The 18,512-nt window shown below is 73.9% G+C and carries 18 protein-coding genes and 1 tRNA gene; 10 read left to right on the top strand and 9 right to left on the bottom strand.

What is annotated here, in order from left to right; genetic code table 11:
- From ATL31_RS08385 to ATL31_RS08375, 3 genes are read left to right on the top strand one after another with little or no spacing between them, the layout of a single operon-like run.
- Nucleotides 1–648 (top strand): ABC transporter permease, encoded by a 648-nt coding sequence (locus ATL31_RS08385; RefSeq protein ID WP_101395364.1) that lies wholly within the window; start codon nt 1–3, stop codon nt 646–648.
- On the top strand, nt 645–1,415 hold the full coding sequence (locus tag ATL31_RS08380) for an ABC transporter permease (protein ID WP_101395363.1): 771 nt from the start codon (nt 645–647) through the stop codon (nt 1,413–1,415). The genes ATL31_RS08385 and ATL31_RS08380 overlap by 4 nt, the downstream gene beginning before the upstream one ends.
- A gap of 38 nt (nt 1,416–1,453) precedes the next feature.
- Nucleotides 1,454–2,377, top strand: coding sequence for an ABC transporter substrate-binding protein (locus ATL31_RS08375; protein ID WP_101395362.1), 924 nt, complete (start codon nt 1,454–1,456; stop codon nt 2,375–2,377).
- Between the two features lie 96 nt (nt 2,378–2,473).
- Here ATL31_RS08375 and ATL31_RS08370 read toward each other — a convergent pair whose 3' ends face one another.
- Nucleotides 2,474–5,788, bottom strand: coding sequence for a (Fe-S)-binding protein (locus ATL31_RS08370; protein WP_101395361.1), 3,315 nt, complete (start codon nt 5,786–5,788; stop codon nt 2,474–2,476).
- Nucleotides 5,789–5,980: 192 nt separating this feature from the next.
- On the opposite strand from ATL31_RS08370, the gene cysK reads away from it, so the two are divergent.
- Nucleotides 5,981–6,910: a cysteine synthase A gene (gene cysK / locus ATL31_RS08365; RefSeq protein WP_101395360.1), complete on the top strand. Its 930-nt coding sequence runs from the start codon at nt 5,981–5,983 to the stop codon at nt 6,908–6,910.
- A 2-nt stretch (nt 6,911–6,912) separates the two neighbouring features.
- The gene (gene cysE / locus ATL31_RS08360) at nt 6,913–7,509 is read left to right on the top strand and encodes a serine O-acetyltransferase (RefSeq protein ID WP_101395359.1); all 597 of its coding nucleotides are present in this window, start codon (nt 6,913–6,915) and stop codon (nt 7,507–7,509) included.
- On the opposite strand, the gene ATL31_RS08355 is transcribed toward cysE, so the two are convergent.
- The 5 genes from ATL31_RS08355 to ATL31_RS08335 form a co-directional block, all read right to left on the bottom strand.
- Nucleotides 7,502–9,994, bottom strand: coding sequence for a CHAT domain-containing protein (locus ATL31_RS08355; RefSeq protein WP_101395358.1), 2,493 nt, complete (start codon nt 9,992–9,994; stop codon nt 7,502–7,504). The two genes, cysE and ATL31_RS08355, sit on opposite strands and share 8 nt — an antisense overlap.
- A gap of 73 nt (nt 9,995–10,067) precedes the next feature.
- The gene (locus ATL31_RS08350) at nt 10,068–10,565 is read right to left on the bottom strand and encodes a hypothetical protein (RefSeq protein ID WP_101395357.1); all 498 of its coding nucleotides are present in this window, start codon (nt 10,563–10,565) and stop codon (nt 10,068–10,070) included.
- A complete protein-coding gene (locus tag ATL31_RS08345; protein ID WP_101397405.1) occupies nt 10,562–11,158 on the bottom strand; it encodes an RNA polymerase sigma factor in 597 nt (198 codons plus the stop codon). Before ATL31_RS08345 ends, ATL31_RS08350 begins: the two co-directional genes overlap by 4 nt.
- Complete coding sequence (locus tag ATL31_RS08340; RefSeq protein ID WP_101395356.1) at nt 11,158–12,738, bottom strand: S8/S53 family peptidase; 1,581 nt, start codon at nt 12,736–12,738, stop codon at nt 11,158–11,160. Before ATL31_RS08340 ends, ATL31_RS08345 begins: the two co-directional genes overlap by 1 nt.
- A 522-nt stretch (nt 12,739–13,260) precedes the next feature.
- A complete protein-coding gene (locus tag ATL31_RS08335; RefSeq protein ID WP_211283991.1) occupies nt 13,261–13,626 on the bottom strand; it encodes a protoporphyrinogen oxidase in 366 nt (121 codons plus the stop codon).
- Between the two features lie 193 nt (nt 13,627–13,819).
- Between ATL31_RS08335 and ATL31_RS08330 the strand changes: the two genes are divergently transcribed.
- Nucleotides 13,820–13,906 (top strand) — tRNA-Ser (locus ATL31_RS08330).
- A 155-nt stretch (nt 13,907–14,061) separates the two neighbouring features.
- Here ATL31_RS08330 and ATL31_RS08325 read toward each other — a convergent pair.
- The 3 genes from ATL31_RS08325 to trxA are packed head-to-tail and all read right to left on the bottom strand — an operon-like array spanning nt 14,062 to nt 15,182.
- Nucleotides 14,062–14,328 (bottom strand): metal-sensitive transcriptional regulator, encoded by a 267-nt coding sequence (locus ATL31_RS08325; RefSeq protein ID WP_170062494.1) that lies wholly within the window; start codon nt 14,326–14,328, stop codon nt 14,062–14,064.
- Between the two features lie 35 nt (nt 14,329–14,363).
- Complete coding sequence (locus ATL31_RS08320) at nt 14,364–14,756, bottom strand: DUF302 domain-containing protein (protein WP_101395355.1); 393 nt, start codon at nt 14,754–14,756, stop codon at nt 14,364–14,366.
- 48 nt (nt 14,757–14,804) lie between these two features.
- On the bottom strand, nt 14,805–15,182 hold the full coding sequence (gene trxA, locus ATL31_RS08315; protein ID WP_101395354.1) for a thioredoxin: 378 nt from the start codon (nt 15,180–15,182) through the stop codon (nt 14,805–14,807).
- 207 nt (nt 15,183–15,389) lie between these two features.
- Between trxA and ATL31_RS08310 the strand changes: the two genes are divergently transcribed.
- The 4 genes from ATL31_RS08310 (at nt 15,390) to ATL31_RS08295 (ending at nt 18,451) form a co-directional block, all read left to right on the top strand.
- Nucleotides 15,390–16,787, top strand: a complete 1,398-nt coding sequence (locus tag ATL31_RS08310) for a rhodanese-like domain-containing protein (RefSeq protein WP_101395353.1) — start codon at nt 15,390–15,392, stop codon at nt 16,785–16,787.
- A 69-nt stretch (nt 16,788–16,856) separates the two neighbouring features.
- The gene (locus ATL31_RS08305; protein ID WP_101395352.1) at nt 16,857–17,036 is read left to right on the top strand and encodes a hypothetical protein; all 180 of its coding nucleotides are present in this window, start codon (nt 16,857–16,859) and stop codon (nt 17,034–17,036) included.
- Nucleotides 17,037–17,190: 154 nt separating this feature from the next.
- Nucleotides 17,191–18,006, top strand: coding sequence for a sulfite exporter TauE/SafE family protein (locus tag ATL31_RS08300; protein WP_101395351.1), 816 nt, complete (start codon nt 17,191–17,193; stop codon nt 18,004–18,006).
- Nucleotides 18,007–18,037: 31 nt separating this feature from the next.
- On the top strand, nt 18,038–18,451 hold the full coding sequence (locus ATL31_RS08295; protein ID WP_101395350.1) for a cupin domain-containing protein: 414 nt from the start codon (nt 18,038–18,040) through the stop codon (nt 18,449–18,451).
- The last annotated feature ends 61 nt before the right edge of the window (nt 18,452–18,512 follow it).

Below are 18,512 nucleotides of genomic sequence, written 5' to 3'. Positions count from 1 at the left end.
GTGGACTGGCTGAGCACCAACTGGCGCACCGTCCTCGACCTGGCCGTCTCCCACCTGTACCTCGCGGGGCTGCCCCTGGGCGTGGGGCTCGTCGTGGCGCTGCCCCTGGGCTGGGCCGCGAAGAGCTGGTCGCGCACCTACCCGGCGATCATCACCACGACGGGCCTGCTGTACACCATCCCCTCGCTGGCACTGTTCGTCGTCATGCCGATCGTGCTCGGCACGAAGATCCTCGACCCCGTCAACGTCGTCGTCGCCATGACGATCTACACCGTGGCCCTGCTCGTCCGCACCGTCGCCGACGGGCTGCGGGCGGTCCCCGACCACGTCGAGCAGGCGGCGACGGCCATGGGATACCGGGGGCTGCGGAGGCTGCTCGGCGTCGAGCTGCCGCTCGCAGTGCCGGTCATCGCCTCGGGCCTGCGGGTCGCGGCGGTGTCGAACGTCAGCATCGTCTCCATCGCGTCGCTGATCGGGGTCAGCCAGCTCGGTGACCTGCTCGTCGACGGCTACAACCGGGTGATCTGGGGGGAGCTCGTCACCGGCATCGCCGCGTGCGTCGTGCTCGCGCTCGCCCTGGACCTGCTCCTCGTCGCCGGGACCCGGATGCTCACGCCGTGGTTGCGGGCACAGGCGGGCCGGGCATGATCTCCTCGCTGCTGTCCTGGTTCACCGACCCCGCCAGCTGGTCGGGGGGCGACGGCATCCCCTCACGGCTGCTCGAGCACGTCGGCTACACCGTCGTCGTCATCGTGCTGGCCGCGGCCATCGCCGTGCCGATCGGGCTGGGGGTCGGGCACACGGGGCGGGCGCGCTGGCTCGTGACCGTGGCCAACTCGCTCCGGGCCGTGCCCACCCTGGGTCTGCTGTTCGCCGTCGCGCTGTGGCTGGGACCGACGATCAGGGGCGCCCTGGCCTTCACGATCCCGAGCATCTGCGTGCTCGTGCTGCTCGCGATCCCGCCGCTGCTCGCCGGTACGTACGCCGGGATCGAGTCCGTCGACCCCGCCGCGCGCGACGCGGCCGAGGGCGTCGGCATGAGCTCGTTGCAGGTTCTGCGCCAGGTCGAGCTGCCCAATGCCCTGCCGCTGCTGCTCTCCGGGCTGCGGTCGGCGGTGCTGCAGGTGGTCGCCACGGCGACCATCGCGGCCTACATCGGCCTCGGCGGCCTGGGGCGCTACCTCGTCGACGGCATCGCGCTCGGCGACTACCCCACGACGGCCGGCGGCGCGATCCTCGTCGCCGTGCTCGCGGTGCTCCTCGACGGGGCCATCGCCCTCGTCCAGCGCCGGGTCGTCTCCCCCGGCCTGAGGGCGGGGAGCCGGGCTGTCGGCGGCCGGGGGAAGGATTCCGGCAACGCCCCGGTTGAGGCCACCGACACCTCGCTCCTCGACGACCCGCGCGTCCGCGCCTGACCACCAGCTGTGCACCCGTTCACGAAGGGAACCTCCCCATGAAGCGCACGACCACCGCTCTGGCCATCGCGGCCGCCTCGATCATCGGGCTGACCGCCTGCGGCGGCGGCAGCGACCCGCTCGCGTCCGACGCCCCGTCGGCCACCACGTCCGCCGGCAGCGGGTCCGGCCAGCCGATCGTGGTCGGCGGTGCCAACTTCTCGGAGTCGACGCTGCTGGCCGAGATCTACGCCGGCGCGCTGAACGCCAAGGGCATCAACGCCTCGACCCGGCTCAACATCGGTTCCCGCGAGATCTACCTGCGCGCCCTCGAGGACAACTCGGTGCAGGTGTTCCCCGAGTACACCGGCGCCCTCGCGTTCAACTACGACAAGGGGTACACCGGCACCGACCCCGACGAGGTCTACGCCCACGTCAAGGAGATCCTGCCGGACACCTTGACCCTGCTCGACAAGTCGTCGGCCGAGGACAACGACTCCATGGTGGTCACGAAGGAGACCGCGGCCTCGAAGAACCTCAAGACCATCGAGGACCTCAAGGCCGTCGCCGGTGAATTCACCGTCGCCGCCCCGCCGGAGTTCAAGGAGCGCCCGCAAGGTGCGAAGGGCCTGGAGAAGAACTACGGCGTCGTCTTCAAGTCGTTCCGTCCGCTCACCGGCCAGGGCATCGTCCAGGCGCTCAAGAACGGACAGGTCGACGTCGCCGACATCTTCTCGACCGACCCGGCCATCGCCGCCAACGACTTCGTCGCTCTCGAGGACACCAAGAAGAACTTCGGCTCGCAGAACATCGTCCCGTTGGTGCGGAGCGACCGTGCCGACGAGGTCAAGGACGCCCTCAACGCCGTGTCCGCGAAGCTCACCACTGCCTCGATCTCCCAGATGCTGAAGAAGACCGACATCGACAAGCAGGACCCCAAGGCCGTCGCCGCGGAGTTCCTCAAGGCCAACGGTCTCGCCTGACCCTCGTCCCCGAGGGCTCTCCCAGCGACCGCCGAACGCCCCGTCCCCTCGAGGGGCGGGGCGTTCGGCGTGTCCCGGTGGGCGTTCGGTTCCGGGTCAGTCCCAGGGGTCGGGCTCGTCGACCAGCGACGCGTCGCCGCTGAAGGACGCCGCGCCCGGGGTCCGCTTCGGCTGCTCGGGCTCGGTGGGCTCGGGCTCGGTGGGCTCGGATACCGGTTCGGTCGACTCGGGCTCCGGCGCGGCCTCCGGCTGGTCGTCGACCGGCGCGGCGGAGGCCGTTCCGACGCGGGCGTCGGCCGGTTCGTCCCAGGGGTCGACGTCGTCGTCGGCGAGGGCCGCGGCCGGGGTGGTCTCCACCGGCGTGTCGCCGGCGACAGGGGCGGCCTCCGGCTCCGGCTCCGCGGTCTTCGCCTCGGGCTCGGTGGATGCGGGGGCCGGGGCGGCGTCGGCCGGCTCGTCCCAGGGGTCGACGTCGTCGGTGGACGCGGCGGCGTCTGCCGTGGCCTTCGCCTCCGACGGCTCGCCCTCGGAGCGGCCCGCGGCGGGGTCGTCGACCGCGGCCGGGTCGTCGGCGGGGTCGGGGACGGCGGCGTCACCAGGAGCGGCGTCCTCCTCGGGGACCTGCGAGGTGTCGTCCTCGGGGGCCGCCGCGCTGTCCGACGGGGTGTCCCACGGGTCGGCGTCGTCGGTGTCGTCCGCGACCGGGGTCGCGGCGGTGGGGGCCGGCATGGCGGGCGCGTCCCACGGGTCGTCGTCGGTGTCGTCCGTCGCCGCCGGGTCGGGGGACTCGGTCTCGACTGCGGGGGCGTCCCACGGGTCGTCCTCGTCGGTCGCCACGGGGGCGGCCGAGGCCACCTCGACCGGCTCCTCGTCCTCGCGGGCCGGAGCCTCGGGTGCCGCCACGGCTGCCGTCGCCGCACCGACCGCCGCCGTGCCGCCGGCGACCTCGCCGGCCTCGCCGGCCTCGCCGGCGTCCGCGGAACCGTCCGACGCAGCGGCCGTCGTGTCGGCATCCACCACCGCGGGGTCCTGCCCGCGGCGGACCGCGGCCAGCAGCATCTGGGCGACGTCGACGACCTCGACCTCCTCGGCCACGCCCTCGGCCTGCTTGGCGGTGAGGCCGTCCGAGATCATCACGCGGCAGAACGGGCAGCCGATGGCGATGCGCTCGGCGCCCGTCGCGATGGCCTCCTCGGTGCGGTTGGTGTTGATCCGAGTGCCGAGCTTCTCCTCCATCCACATGCGCGCGCCGCCGGCGCCGCAGCAGAACGAGGTCTCGCCCGAGCGCGGCATCTCGCGCAGCTCGACCCCGGGCAGGGCGCCGATCAGCTCGCGCGGCGGGGCGTAGACCCCGTTGTGCCGGCCCAGGTAGCAGGGGTCGTGGTACGTGACCGACGGGGCGGTGGACGCGACGTTCTTTGCCGACGACATCCCCGGGGCCTCGTCGGGGCGCGCCACCGGCGTCAGCTTCTTCTCGCGCACCAGCCGGTTGAGCAGCTGGGTGTGGTGCAGCACCTCGTAGTTGCCGCCGAGCTGCGGGTACTCGTTCTTGATGGTGTTGAAGCAGTGCGCACAGGTGACGACGACCTTGGTGACGCCGAACTCGCCGAAGGTCCCGACGTTCTGCGCGGCCAGGGTCTGGAACAGCAGCTCGTTTCCGGCGCGGCGGGCCGAGTCGCCGGTGCAGGTCTCGCCGTCGCCGAGGACCGCGAACGAGACGCCGGCGGTGTCGAGCAGCTCGGCCACGGCCCGGGTCGTCTTCTTCGCGCGGTCCTCGTAGGCACCGGCGCAGCCGACCCAGAACAGCCACTCGACGTCGGAGGCCTTCTCGACGTCCTGGCCCAGGATCCTGACCTCGAACGGCAGGTCCTTGGCCCAGTCCAGGCGCGCCCGGGCGCCCATCCCCCAGGGGTTGCCCTTGCTCTCGAGGTTCTTGAACAGGCCGCCGAGCTCGGCGGGGAAGGCCGACTCGATGAGGGTGGAGTACCGGCGCATGTCGATGATGTGGTCGACGTGCTCGATGTCGACGGGGCACTGCTCGACGCACGCGCCGCACGTGGTGCACGACCACAGGACGTCCTGGTCGATGACGGCGTCGGGGCCGTGCGGGTTGTACGCCGACAGCGGCGCCGCGGGGTCGTAGCCGCTGTCGCCCACCAGCGCCATCTGCGACCAGTCGACGACGTCGACGGTGCCGGCAGGCTCGATGCCGTCGGTGGGCACCGTCTGCGCGGCGCTGGTGACGGTGGCCAGCGCCTTCTCGGCGTCGCCGCCGTGGTGGGCGAGAGCCTGCAGGTACGGCGCCTTGGCGTCGGCGTGGTCGCGCAGCGTCATCATCAGCAGCTTGGGCGACAGCGGCTTCTCGGTGTTCCACGCGGGGCACTGGCTCTGGCAGCGGCCGCACTCGGTGCAGGTCGAGAAGTCGAGCAGGCCCTTCCAGGTGAAGTCCTCCACGGCCCCGACCCCCAGCGCGTCACCCTCCTCCATGTCCTCCATGGCCTCGAGGTCGAACGGCTTGCCCCCGACCGTCATCGGCTTGGCCGCCCCGAGCGCGGTGCGGCCCGACGACTCACGCTTGAACCAGATGTTGGGGAACGCCAGGAAGCGGTGCCAGGCGACGCCCATGGTCGGCTGCAGCGAGATGGTGATCATCCACGCGAAGCTGATGAGGATCTTCAGGGTCGCGACGACGTACACCCAGGACGCCAGAGTCGGCAGCGAGGCGCCGCCCCACCAGCCGGACATCCACCCGGTCAGCGGGTAGTGCAGGGCCATCGAGGTACCCGGCTCGAGGGTGCGGCTCATGGCCGCCTCGAGGCCGCGCAGCAGGAGGATGCAGACGGTGACGCCGAGGATCGTGAGCTCGACGTAGTACGCCTGCCAGAACGTCGAGCCGAAGAATCGCGAGTAGCGCCCGTGCTGGCCGCCCGCGCGCCGCGGGTGCTCCTTCTGGCGTACGGCCATCAGCACCAGGATGCCGATGAGCCCGCCCCACGCGAAGAGCTCGACGACCCACTCGAACGGCGGGAAGTGCCCGATGACCGGCAGCTGCGCCGCGGGGTCGAACAGCTGCAGGAACGCGTTGACCAGCGTGGAGAACAGCACGATGAACGAGAGCGCCGTGACCCAGTGCGCCGCCGCGACGACCGGCAGCCGGCTCATCCGGGTGTGGCCGAGGAACTCCTTGGCGAGGGTCCAGGTGCGGGCTGCGGGGGCGTCGGTCCGGCTGCCGTCGGGGCGCCCCCGGCGGTAGAGCGCGACGAACCGCCCGACCTGGCGGAAGAGCAGGGCCCACCCGACGGTCGCGACGACGATCGAGACGACGGCGGCCACGACCTGGACGGCGGTGACGCCACCGAAGCTCTCGTGGGTGACATCGCTGGCCAGGGCGGTTGCGAGCGCGGCGGGCATGGCGTGCAGCCTACTGCCAGGTAAGCGGGCGCTCACCTGGCTGTGACAGGGGTCAAGGCCCGGGGCGTTGTGGCGAGGGATAACCCTCTGTTGGAATACGCATAAGCGTCGGGTGGTTGGCCCGGAGAGCAGCAGCGACACCGCGCGTCCTCGCCCGTCCGGGCGTGCGCGCCTTGACCGAAAGGCGAGCCGATGCCCATCCTCGACGACGTGACCCAGGCGGTCGGCAACACCCCGCTCGTCCGGCTCAACCGGATCATCGAGGGCGATGCGACCGTCGCCGCGAAGCTGGAGTTCTACAACCCGGCCTCCTCCGTCAAGGACCGCATCGGCGTCGCCATCATCGACGCGGCCGAGGCCTCGGGCGAGCTCAAGCCCGGCGGCACCATCGTCGAGGCCACCTCGGGCAACACCGGCATCGCGCTCGCGATGGTCGGGGCCGCCCGCGGCTACCAGGTGGTCCTCGCGATGCCCGAGTCGATGAGCAAGGAGCGGCGTGCCCTGCTGCGCGCGTACGGCGCCGAGCTGATCCTCACCGACCCCTCCCTCGGGATCAAGGGCGCCGTCGCCCAGGCCGAGGCGATCGCCGCCGAGCGCGACGGCGCGGTCCTGGCCCGCCAGTTCACCAACGCCGCGAACCCCGAGATCCACCGCCGGACCACCGCCGAGGAGATCTGGAACGACACCGACGGGCAGGTCGACATCCTCGTGGCCGGCATCGGCACGGGGGGCACCATCACCGGCGTCGGTGAGGTCCTCAAGGCCCGCAAGCCCGGGGTGCAGGTCATCGCGGTCGAGCCCGCGGAGTCGGCCATCCTCAACGGCGGCCAGCCCGGCCCGCACAAGATCCAGGGCCTCGGCGCCAACTTCGTGCCCGAGATCCTCAACACCGAGATCTACGACGAGGTCATCGACGTCGACGCCGCCACCTCGGTCGAGTGGGCCCGCAAGGCCGCGACCCAGGAGGGCCTGCTCGTCGGCATCTCCTCGGGCTCGGCCCTGGCCGCCGCCAACCAGGTCGCGAAGCGCCCCGAGAACGCCGGCAGGACGATCGTCGTGATCATCCCCAGCTTCGGCGAGCGCTACCTGTCCACCATCCTGTTCGAGGGCCTCGTCGACTGACCATGCCGTTCCTCCGACAGGCGCGGGCGAGGGTCCGTGAGGATCTCGAAGCCGCGATGCGCCGTGACCCCGCGGCCCATTCGCGTACCGACGTCGCGCTGAACTCCCCGGGGCTGCACGCGATCTGGTCCTACCGGCTCGCGCACCGCCTGTGGGACCAGGGGCCGCGATGGCAGCCCGCGGCGCGCGTGCTCTCGACCATGACCCGCGCCGCCACCGGCGTGGAGATCCACCCCGGTGCGCAGATCGGGCAGCGCTTCTTCATCGACCACGGGATGGGCGTCGTCATCGGCGCCACCGCCGTGGTCGGAGACGACGTGATGCTCTACCACGGGGTCACCCTGGGGGGCCGGTCGCTGCAGCGCGGCGTCAAGCGCCACCCGACCGTCGGTGACCGGGTCACCATCGGCACGGGCGCACGCGTCCTGGGCGACATCGAGATCGGCGACGACGTGCAGATCGGCGCCAACTCGGTGGTGGTCAAGGACGTCCCGGCCGGCGCCGTGGCCACCGGGGTGCCGGCCCGGGTGCGCTTCCCCCACCTCCCCGACGAGGACCCCTACGACGCGCTGTTCAACGAGCCCGCGATCTTCATCTGACGCCCGCCGCGGCACCCTCCCTCGCGGGATGCGGTGCCGCCCAGTCCGACCCGTACAGGCAGAACACGCCCGCGTCCGGCTGGTGCTCGACCACGCCCGCCCAGGCCTGCGCCGCGTCCGTCCCCCGCGCCAGGGTGCGGTGGTAGGCCACCATCGCGTCGTGGGCGGCGTCGTCGGCCACCGGGGCGACGGCCGCGAGCACCGCGCAGGCCCCGAGCGAGAGCAGGGCGATCGACAGCCCCAGCGGCTCGTCGCCGGCACGGGTCGAGAACTGCCCGACGTCACACGCCGCCAGCGTGACGTGCTCGGAGGCCACCGGGCGCGGCAGCTCGTGCGCGAACACCGGGCCGTCGGCCATCCGGACCGACGAGAACAGCGGGCTCTGCACCTCGTGGGTGCCGTGCGCGGCCAGGTGCACCACGCGGGCGCCACCGAGGGCGTCGACCACGTCGCGGCTGGACGCCGGCCCGGCGTCGTACCGGTCGCCCGGGTCACCGCCGTGCCAGGCGGCCAGGACCGCACGCACCTCGGGGCCGGTACGCACGAGCCCCGGGCCGTAGAGGGCGCGGACCGTCTGGGCGGCAGGGGATGCGCGATGCGCGGGGCCGCGCACCCATCGGGTCAGGCTGGGCGCCACCGTGACCGGCCGGCCGCGCAGCGACGGCAGCAGGCTCCACGGCACGGTCGCCAGTGAGCCCGACGGCACCACGACCACCCGCTCGTCGCCGGGCCAGAGACCGTCGAACGCGGAGTCCAGGGCCGCCACGGACGAGGCGGTGGCGCGCGCGAGCACGGCCGCCATCGGCGAGCCCGGGGCGAGCACGGCCCGGGCCCGCAGGTCGCGGCGCAGCCTGAGCACCAGCGCGACGAGGTCGGGGACGGGCCCCAGGGGGTGCACGGCCAGCGAGCGGTCCGTGACGACGGCGGCATGGACGGTCCCTCGGGACTCGAACAGCCCGACCAGCCGCGCACCGGCCGCCGCCGCGGCGGCCTGCAGCTCGTCGGCGCCGAGCGGGGTGGAGGTCTCGGCCGCCGCCCCCTCGGCCGCCAGGCTCCACTCGCGGTCGGCGATCTGCGGCTCGAGCGCGGCGACCTGGGCCGCCAGGGCCGTGGCGGCCGCCCCCTCGCTGTCGCCCAGCAGCCGGCGCAGCCGCCGCAGCTCGCGGGTCAGGTCCGTGAGCTCGGGGTCCGTGGGCGCGGACACGGGGTTGATGCGGTGCGACACCGCCCGCCAGCGCTCGACGGTGCGGACGACGTCGGCGGCGTCACCCCCGGCCAGGGCCCGCTCGACGTCGGACGACGAGAGGCGCCGCCCGTGCAGCGCCATCGCCGCCCGGACGTCGAGGCTGGAGGACAGGAACTGATGCGCGGCCAGGATGCGGTTGCCCTCGACGAAGTGCCGCTCGGCGTCGTCGGGCCGGTGGCGGGCCAGGGCGATCCGCGCGCGGACCAGGCTCTCGTGCAGGGTCGCTGCCAGGGAGTCCCGCCCCCTGCCCAGGACGGCGAGGCGGGCCTCGGCCGCGTCGGGGTCGCCGAGGGCCAGCCGGGCCTCGGCCTCGAGCCGTACGGCCGCCCGGTCGGCGGGGGAGTCGCCGGTCGCGCCGGCGTTGCGCCGCGCCAGGTCGGCGACCACCGACTCGACGCGGGTGCCCTCGACGACGTCGATGGTCATCCGCACCATCGCCGCCTCCCGCACCAGCCCCTCGGCCTGCCGGCTCCGCAGCACGGCCTGGGCGGTGCGGGCGTGCGACCGGGCCCTGTCGAGGTCACCGGCCAGGAGGTCGCACCGCGCCAGGCGCAGGCTGATCTCGCCGACCTCGAGCCGGTGTCGGTCGGCCTGGGCGTGCGCCAGCGCGTCGGTCAGGGCACTGCGGGCGTCGTCGACGAGGCCGGCCTCGAGCAGGACCTCGGCGTGGTCGAGCCGGGCCCGGTCGCGCGAGACCGCTGCCTCCATCCGGTCTGCCTCGCGCATCCGGCCGAGGGCCTTGGGCAGGTCGCCGTCGACGAAGGCCAGGCACGCCAGGTTGTGGCGCGCCTTGAACTCCTGGTCGACCAGGCCGTGCGCGGCGGCGATGTCACGGGCGGTCTCGAGCGCGGCGGTCGCCTCGGGGATGTCGGCCCGCCCCACGTGCGCCAAGCCCCGGTTGATGTACTGGGCGCAGCGCTGCGACGGGTCCAGGGGGGCGTCGTCGGGCACCGCGTCGAGAGCGGCCAGGGCCGCACCCCAGTCGCCGACCCGGACGTGCACCACCCCCTCCTGGACGTGGGTGAGCGCCTCCAGGAACGGGCTGCGGGCGCGCCGGGCCTCACGCCGGGCGCGGCGCAGGATGCGCAGGGCCCGGCCGAGGCCGTGCACCTCGAGCTCGGTCCACGCCCGGGTGATGTCGACGCGTACCCGCAGCTGGTGCGCCTCGTCGTCGTCGAGCCCGTCGAGCGCGCGGACCGCCTCCTCGGCCGCCGCCGCGGCGGCGTCGAAACGCCCCACTTCGTTGGCGTGCCGCGCCTGCGCGAGGAGCCGTTGCGCCGCGCGGAGGGGCTGGGCCTCGATGGGGACCTCCTCAGAGCTCGATCGCCGGGGTGATGACGGGGGGTGCCTCGGGGTCGGTGCGCCGCAGGACGAAGCTGACCAGCCCCCGCTCGACGCCGATGAAGGTGAAGCGCCCCTCGTCGTCGGCCGTCGTGGTGCGGGTGCGGCCGCGCTCGCGAAGCTCGACCTCGATCAGCCCCTCGCTCGACCATCCCAGCACGTCGGCGCGCCCGGCGCCGGAGGGCTCGGTGCTCACCATCACGCTGAGGCCGTCGCTGGCGAAGGTCACGGTCTCGACCCGGTCGTACTCGGTGCCGCGCACGGTGGCCAGCGACGCGCTCGAGACGATCTCGGCCACCTCGGCCTCGAGCGAGGCGATGCTCATCGAGAACTTGATGCGGTCGAGCAGGTCGCCGGGCATCGGGTCGTGGTGTGCGTACAGGTCCCGCAGCTCGGCCAGGACGAGGTCGTCGACCTCGTCGAGCGGGGCCGCGGCGAGGAGGAACTCGTGCTCTGGAGTCGGGGTCATGACGACATCTCCCATCGGGGGTCGGCCACCAGGGCGGCGCGGAGCTTGGCGAGGCAGCGGCCCCGGGTCGGGCCGATCGAGCCGACGGGCATCCCGAGGGCCTCGGCGATCTGTGCGTAGTCGGGGCGTTCGGCGAAGGCGATGGTGCGCAGCAGCGTGCGGCAGCGCTCGGGGAGCTCGGCCACGTGGGCCCACACCACCGAGCCGTCCTCGGCGGCCAGGACGGCTGCCTCGGGGGAGGGTGCGCGCTCGTCGGTCTCGAGCTCGCGGACGTCGTCGTGCGAGCCGGGCTCCTCGCGGTGCGAACGCGACCCGACGGCCCACGCGTCGCGCTTGGTCGTGACGATGAGCCACTTGAGCACCGACTGCGGGTCGGCGATCGACGGCGCATGCTCGACGAGCTTGAGCCAGGTGTTCTGCACGACGTCCTCGGCCGCCAGCCGGCCCGCGCCCTGCTGGCGCGCCACCGACCACAGCAGCGGCGTGACGACGTCGACCAGGGTCGACATCCCCGAGGGGTCGCCGTCGCGGAAGGCCCGGAAGGCGTCGGCCGCCTGCATCGCGAGGCTGTCGGGGCCGGCGCCGGTGTGCATCACGGCTTCTCCTTCAGGGCGGAGGCGACGGCGTCGCGCACGAGGTCGCCGCGACGGCCGACGTCCAGGGTGCTCTCGCCGGTCGACAGCAGGTGGGCGACGTGCCCGGCACAGGCCGGCGCCGAGAACGACGAGCCGTTCCACACCCCGAACCCGCAGGTGAAGTCCTCGGGGTCGGGGGTCCCACGTTCGGGCACCGCCCCCGCCGGGACCTCGACCGAGCCGCGCAGCGAGCCGTCGAAGGTGGTCGGCATGGTGCTGACGACGGCCACGCCGCAGCGGTAGGTGCTGACCCAGTCGCCGGTGTTCGAGAACAGCGCCACGGTGCGCTCGGTGGGGTTCCAGGCGCCGACGCTGGTGAGGGGCACCGAGCCCTTCGGGGTGGAGCGAGCGAGCGCGGCGGGCCAGAACTCCATCGTCGTCGCGCCGTTGCCGGCGGCGGCCGTGACCGAGACGCCCCACTCCTGGAGGGCGCGGATGGCGGCGAACATCCCCGCCTCGTCGTCGACGGCCCCGGGGGTCTCGTGGTAGTAGCCGAGCGAGAGGCTGACGACGTCGAGGGGGTCGCCCTCGTCGCGGCCGTCGAGCCGGCGCCAGTGCCAGAGCAGCAGGTGCTGCAGGGCGTCGATGAGGTCGCCCTCGTCGGCGGCGCCGTCGCCGTACATCACCGGGACGACGACGATGCGGGCGTCGGCGCAGTGCTGGCGGACGACACCCGTGATGAAGGTGCCGTGGCCGGCCAGCGGGTCGAGGAAGCCGTTGAGCCGGTCGAGGGTGACGCCGCTGAGCTCGGGGTCGTCGTCGGGGTCGAAGCGCAGCCCGACGGGCACGCCGCCCACGCGGGGGTCGCGGTCGACGAGCGGGTCGCCGTCCGGGAACCAGGGGTGGCGGCCGAGACCGGTGTCGAGGATCGCGACCACGGGGCTGCGCGTGCCGGCGGGCCGTGGCGGCGAGCCCGCGAACATCACCGGGGTGCGGCTGTCGGCGCTGCCCGGGATGCCGACGCCGGAGCCGTAGCCGACGCCGGATCCGTAGCCGACGCCGGATCCGTAGCCCACGCCGGAGCCGTAGCCCACCCCGGAGCCGTAGCCGACCCCGGACCCGTACCCCGTCCCCATCAGCACGTGGCTCAGGCTCCAGCGGTGCACCTCGACCGACTTCGCCGCCCGCGCCTGCTGCAGCACCCCCCAGGCGTCGACCGGCGGCCCGGGGCGCCGGCGGTCGGGCACGATCCGCACCACCTGACGCGCCGAGCGGGAGAGCCGGTCCGCGTACCCGAGCTCACGCGCCAGGTCCCCGAAGCTCTGGTTGACCACCTCGACCCGGAACCCCAGCTCGCGGCCGAGGGCCTCCAGTGAGCCGATCGGGGTGTCCCCGTCCTGCTGGTCGCCCCTCGTGGCCGGCACGCCCGGGAGGACGAGACGGTCGGCGCGGTACACGGTCGGATGCGGCGGCGCCTCGCCCTCGAGGAGGGCCGCCCGGTCGGGGTCGAGGACGACCGCGCCGAAACGCCGGACCGCCGTCGCGGGCACCGCGAAGACGGGGAAGTTCGGGGGACGGGTGGGGCCGGAAGCGTCCATGGGCTGCTCCTGTGCGCCGGGCCGCGGGACCGAGGACCGTGGCGACCCAGACTAGTGATGATCAACGACGCTGAACAGGAGCGGCGGGACGCCCCGCTGATACGTCCCGGCGCCCCTCGGCTCCGGGACCCCACGGCCGGCGGACGCCGCGGAAACTTTCTCGGCGGCGGATGTATCAGGGCGGCCCGGGGCCCGTCCTTGTCGGTGTGGCCCCACGGAGGACCACGAACGGACAGCGTCGCGCAGGGGCGGCAACCTCCGGGAGTGGCCCTCCGTGGCGTTCCGGCCTCGTGCTCCGCCCGAGGCCGGATCCCCCGGATCCCCGAGACGGGGAGCCGGCCACGCCGGTCGTGACGTTGTCAGAGGGCGTCTCGCTGGATGCGCAGGGGCATCCGCGGTGTGGTGGGCGGGACCCGGGGGAGGGGCGGGTCCCGGTGCTCCGGGGCCCGCCCCACCGCGGACCCACGACACGACGCCCGGCTCCAGGGGCTGGAGCCGGGCGTCGTGGTGCGTGCTGAGGGACTAGCGCGCGGGGGGGCCGTCGGAGACGCCGGGCGACGTGGCGGCGGCCCAGGGGTCGCCGGCCGGGCCCGGAGTGGCCGGGGGCGGGGTGCGCGAGCCGTCGTGCCCGATGGCCTCGGACGCGATGGTGCGGCCCTGGCGCAACTTCTCGCCGGTGGCCCGGGCGGCGTCGGCCACGAGGTCGGCGACGACCGGGGCGGCCTTGGTGCGGGCGGTCTCCTTCGCGGTCGCCACCTGCTTCTGCACCGGGTCGGAGCGCCAGATCCGCCCGGACGTCCGCCGGATCTGCTCGTAGCGCTGGGTCCCCGCCTTCGCCCCGAGGACGTAGCCGGCAGCCATGCCGGCCAGGAAGCCAAGCTTGCCCATGAGGGCTCCTTTCGTCGGTTCTCGACCATACCCACCCGCGGGGCCTGCGCTTTTCGGGGTGACCCCGAAATGTGAGGGTCACCCCGGAACGGAACCGGGGTGTGGCCGACGAACCGGGGTCTCGAGCCCGCCTCCGACCGCCCTGGTGCCGCCCGCCACTAGCCTTGAGCCCGCGCCCGGCACGCCCGGGCCAGGAGGGCTCGCATAGTGGCCTAGTGCGGCGGTCTTGAAAACCGCTATGGCGGCAACGTCATCGTGGGTTCGAATCCCACGCCCTCCGCCGCCTCCCAGCGGGAGCCTGCGACCGCTGGAGGCGGCGGAGGACGGGGGATGACGGGGAGGCGCCTCGCCGAGGGACGAGGCGAGCGCCGGAGTCCCACGCCCTCCGCCGCACCTCGGCGGGAGCCTGCGACCGCCGGGTTCGGCGACGGTGCCTCAGGCCAGGGTGAGGAAGAGCTTCTCCATGGTGGCCTGGTCCTCGGCGTCGATGCCGCCAGGGGAGGTCAGGCACTCGCGCATCCCGGAGGACACGATGGCGAAGCCGGCCCGGTCGAGGGCCCGGTTGACGGCCGCGAGCTGGGTGACGACGTCACGGCAGTCGCGGCCTTCGTCGATGAGGCGGATGACGCCGCCCAGCTGGCCCTGGGCGCGGCGCAGGCGGTTGAGGACGGGGACCATGTCGTCGCTGTTGAGGGTGACCATCGGGAGGCTCCTGGGGGTGCGGGGGGTGAGCGGCGTCAGGCCGTGAGCGAGTCGAGCGCAGCGGTGAGGCGCTCACGGGCGTCGCCGGCGACGGCGGCCAGGGCGTCGTTCGAGGTCATGGTGACCATGACCATGGGGTCCATGGCCTCGACCAGCGTGTGGTCGGCGTCGGCGGCCCGGACGACCACGTTGCACGGCAGGAGGAGACCGATCGAGGGCTCGGCCTGGAGCGCCGCGTGGGCCAGCGGGGGTTGGCAGGCGCCGAGGATGACCTGGGCCGGGATGTCGACGTCGAGCTTGGTCTTCAGGGTGGCGGCGAGGTCGATCTCGGTGAGCACGCCGAAGCCCTGGTCGGCGAGCGCCGCCCGGGTCGCCTCGAGCGTGGCCGCGAACGGCCGGTCGACGGTGGTGCTGAGGGCGTAGCCCATGGGGTGTCTCCTGCGGATGGGTCGGGTGGCTCGGGTGGGTGCGGCGGGTCAGGTCGTCTGCGGGGCGCGCTGCTGCTGCGCCAGCTCGGCGCGGACGGCGTCCATGTCGAGGGCCCGGACGCCGGCGATGACCTCCTCGAGGGCCGCGGCGGGCAGCGCCCCGGGCTGGGAGAACACGAGGACGCCGTCGCGGAACGCCATCAGGGTCGGGATGGAGGTGATCCGCGCGGCGCCGGCGAGGGCCTGCTCGGCCTCGGTGTCGACCTTGCCGAACACGATGTCCGGGTGCTGGGTCGACGCGGCGTCGAAGACGGGGGCGAACTGTCGACACGGGCCGCACCACGCGGCCCAGAAGTCGACCAGGACGATGCCGCCGGCTGTGACGGTGGCCTCGAAGTTCTGGCCGGTGAGGATGGTCGTACTCATGCGATCTCTCCTTGGGGTGGTGCATCCATCGTATACCTACGGGGGTATGCAACGCACCCCTGCCCGGCGGTGTTCCCGCCCCGGTGACCGCCCTCGACGTCGCGGCCGCGTGCGGGCGCGGCGGATTTGACAAGCATGCCCCAGGGGGTATTACGGTAGCGCCGTACAGATACCCCGCTGGGTATCCGAACCGCAGAAGGAGCACCCGTGAGAACCCCGGTCATCGTCCCCATCGAGACCCCCACCCTGGGGGACCGCTCCTACCTCGCGCACGACGGGGCCGTCGCGGTCGTCGTCGACCCGCAGCGCGACATCGACCGGGTCCTCGCGCTGGCGGCCGAGCACGGGGTGCGGATCACGGACGTGTTCGAGACCCACATCCACAACGACTACCTGACCGGCGGCCTCGCCCTCGCCCGGGCCGCGGGTGCGAAGTACCACGTCAACGGCGCCGACGAGGTGGCCTTCGACCGCTCGCCGATCGCCGACGGGGACGTCGTCGAGGTGTCGCCCACGATGCGCGTGCGAGCGATCGCGACCCCGGGCCACACGTTCACCCACCTGTCCTACGCGCTCGAGGCCGCAGCCCCGGCGGCCTCCGTGGCCGCCGGGTTCGAGCCGGTCGGCGTCTTCACCGGGGGGTCGCTGCTCTTCGGCGCCACCGGGCGCCCCGACCTGCTCGGCCACGAGCACACCCACGACCTGGTGCACCACCAGTACGCCTCCGCGCGCCGGCTGGCCGACGAGCTCCCGGACGCCGCGCACGTGCTGCCCACCCACGGCTTCGGCTCGTTCTGCTCGGCCGGGTCGACCGGTGGCGCCACCGCGTCCACCATCGGGGCGGAGAAGCGCCAGAACCCGGCCCTGACCCAGGACGAGGAGCGCTGGGTGGCCGACACGCTCGCCGGCCTCGACGCGTACCCGGCGTACTACGTGCACATGTCGCCCGGCAACAGCGACGGACCGGCCGCGCCCGACCTGACGCCGCCGGTGGAGGCGGACAAGGACACCCTCGCGGCCCGCATCGCCGCCGGCGAGTGGGTCGTCGACCTGCGCACGCGCACGGCCTTCGCCGCCGGCCACGTCACCGGCACCCTGAACGTCGGCATCGACGGCCAGTTCGCCACCTACCTCGGCTGGCTGATCCCCTGGGGCACCCCGCTGACCCTGCTGGGCGACACCCCCGAGCAGGTGGCCGAGGCCCAGCGCGAGCTGGTGCGCATCGGCATCGACCACCTGGCGGGTGCCGCGACCGGCACCCCCGAGCAGTGGACCCGTGACGCCCTGGGCCGCCTCGAGCGGGCGGTCTTCGCCGACCTGGCCCAGGTCCGTCACCACCGCCCGGTCGTCGTCCTGGACGTGCGCCGCTCCTCGGAGTTCGACGCCGCCCACATCGAGGGCGCGGTCAACATCCCGCTGCACGAGCTGCTCGGCCGGGTCGAGGAGGTTCCGGCCGGCGAGGTCTGGGTGCACTGCGCCGGGGGCTACCGCGCCTCCATCGCGGCCTCCGTCCTGGCCGCCCGCGGCACCCCCGTGGTGGCCGTCGACGACAGTTTCGACGAGCACGCGACGGCCTCCGGCCTGCCTGTCACCACCGCCGCCTGACCCGACCGGACCGAACCCTCCGCACCACCCCCCCGAGCACCATCCACACCCCCACGAAGGAGAACCATCATGTGCCGTCCCGCCACCTGCAAGGTCTGCGGCAAGACGACCTGGGCCGGCTGCGGCCAGCACGTCGACCAGGTCATGGCCGGCGTACCTCGTACGGACCGCTGCCCCGGCCACAGCTCCGACGAGCTCTCCGCCGCCGGTAACGGCTCGTTCCTCGGTCGCCTCTTCGGCCGCGGCTGACAGCCCCCCTCCGCGGGCGTGGCCACCCGCCCCTCCAGGCCGCGCCCGTCGGCCGGGACACACCCCCTGCCCCGGTGTCCCGGCCGACCCGCCGGAGGCCGACCTCCGCGTCGGCCTCCGGTGGGACCCTTCACCTCCAGGAGAGAACCCCGCCGTGTCCCCACTGGTACTGCCCCTCGGACTGCTCATCGGCCTCTCGCTCGGTGCGCTCGGCGGCGGCGGCTCGATCCTCACCGTCCCCGCGCTGGTGTACCTGCTCGGCGAGGACCCGCGCCAAGCCACGACCAGCTCGCTGCTGATCGTCGGGGTGACCCCCCTCATCGCCCTGGTCCCGCACGCGCGCGCCGGCCGCGTCCGCGCCGGGCAGGGCCTGATGTTCGGGGCGCTCGGCACCGCCGGGTCGTTCGCGGGGTCGGCGCTCGCGGCGCGGGTGGACCCCCAGGTCCTGCTCACCGCGTTCGCCGGCCTGATGCTGGTCGTCGCCACGCTGATGATCCGCCGCTCCCTGCGCCGGGGCGCGTCGGGGGACGGGCAGGAGGACCCGAGCGTCGAGCCCGTCCTCACCGTCCGCCCCTTCACCTGTGCCTGCCCCCGCCTGGCCAAGGTCGTCGTCACCGCGAGCGCCGTCGGCCTCCTCACCGGGTTCTTCGGCGTGGGGGGCGGCTTCGTCCTGGTCCCCGCCCTCGTGCTGGCCCTGTCCTTCCCGATGCCGGTCGCCGTCGGCACCTCCCTGCTGGTCATCGCCGTCAACAGCGCCACCGCCCTGACCGCCCGCGTCACGACCACCGGTACCCACCTCGACGGCCCGCTCGTCGTGGGCTTCACCCTGGCGGCCGTCGCCGGGAGCCTCGTCGGAGGCCGCCTCGCCGCCCGCATCCCGCCGGCGGTGCTGACCCGCGCCTTCGCCGTCCTGCTCGTCCTCGTGGCCGGGTACACCGCAGCGCGCAGCATCCCGGCCCTGGTCGGATGACCACCGGACCCCTCGGGTCTACCGTGGTGGGATGAGCGAGCGCGACCCCGCGGACGGCGCCGTCCGCCACGAGCCGGTCCGCGTCGTCACCGACGACGAGCTCGTCGTCGGTGACCCGACGCCGGGGATGCTGCGCCGCCGCGCCTTCGAGGTGCCGGGGCTGTGGGCCGGGCAGGTCGTCACCGACCCGGGCGCGGTCTCCGGGTGGCACCACCACGACTCCAACGTCAGTGTGCTGTACGTCGTCCGGGGCGTCCTGCGGCTGGAGTGCGAGGGTGTCGAGGGATGGGTGGACGCCGTGGCCGGCAGCTACGTGCAGGTGCCGGCCTTCACGGTCCACCGGGAGTCCAACCCCGGTCGGGAGCCGTCGCTGGCCGTCATCGCGCGCTCCGGGGTGGGCCTGCCCACGGTCAACGTCGGCGTCGCGCCGCCCCCGCACCGCTGAGCGCGGCCGGGCCCGCGCCACCCGGGCCGTCCGGCCGATGCATGGCCGGCCCGGCGGCCGG

Source organism: Phycicoccus duodecadis, from assembly GCF_002846495.1.
Classification (GTDB): domain Bacteria; phylum Actinomycetota; class Actinomycetes; order Actinomycetales; family Dermatophilaceae; genus Phycicoccus; species Phycicoccus duodecadis.
This window is presented reverse-complemented; position numbering and strand designations above follow the sequence as displayed.

What these genes read in the sequence shown, in the direction of transcription:
- ATL31_RS08380 (WP_101395363.1), top strand. Translation starts at nt 645, where the DNA reads ATGATCTCCTCGCTGCTGTCCTGGTTCACCGACCCCGCCAGCTGGTCG.
- ATL31_RS08375 (WP_101395362.1), top strand. Translation starts at nt 1,454, where the DNA reads ATGAAGCGCACGACCACCGCTCTGGCCATCGCGGCCGCCTCGATCATC.
- ATL31_RS08370 (WP_101395361.1), bottom strand. Translation starts at nt 5,788, where the DNA reads ATGCCCGCCGCGCTCGCAACCGCCCTGGCCAGCGATGTCACCCACGAG.
- cysK (WP_101395360.1), top strand. Translation starts at nt 5,981, where the DNA reads ATGCCCATCCTCGACGACGTGACCCAGGCGGTCGGCAACACCCCGCTC.
- cysE (WP_101395359.1), top strand. Translation starts at nt 6,913, where the DNA reads ATGCCGTTCCTCCGACAGGCGCGGGCGAGGGTCCGTGAGGATCTCGAA.
- ATL31_RS08350 (WP_101395357.1), bottom strand. Translation starts at nt 10,565, where the DNA reads ATGACCCCGACTCCAGAGCACGAGTTCCTCCTCGCCGCGGCCCCGCTC.
- ATL31_RS08345 (WP_101397405.1), bottom strand. Translation starts at nt 11,158, where the DNA reads ATGCACACCGGCGCCGGCCCCGACAGCCTCGCGATGCAGGCGGCCGAC.
- ATL31_RS08340 (WP_101395356.1), bottom strand. Translation starts at nt 12,738, where the DNA reads ATGGACGCTTCCGGCCCCACCCGTCCCCCGAACTTCCCCGTCTTCGCG.
- ATL31_RS08335 (WP_211283991.1), bottom strand. Translation starts at nt 13,626, where the DNA reads ATGGGCAAGCTTGGCTTCCTGGCCGGCATGGCTGCCGGCTACGTCCTC.
- ATL31_RS08325 (WP_170062494.1), bottom strand. Translation starts at nt 14,328, where the DNA reads ATGGTCACCCTCAACAGCGACGACATGGTCCCCGTCCTCAACCGCCTG.
- ATL31_RS08320 (WP_101395355.1), bottom strand. Translation starts at nt 14,756, where the DNA reads ATGGGCTACGCCCTCAGCACCACCGTCGACCGGCCGTTCGCGGCCACG.
- trxA (WP_101395354.1), bottom strand. Translation starts at nt 15,182, where the DNA reads ATGAGTACGACCATCCTCACCGGCCAGAACTTCGAGGCCACCGTCACA.
- ATL31_RS08305 (WP_101395352.1), top strand. Translation starts at nt 16,857, where the DNA reads ATGTGCCGTCCCGCCACCTGCAAGGTCTGCGGCAAGACGACCTGGGCC.
- ATL31_RS08295 (WP_101395350.1), top strand. Translation starts at nt 18,038, where the DNA reads ATGAGCGAGCGCGACCCCGCGGACGGCGCCGTCCGCCACGAGCCGGTC.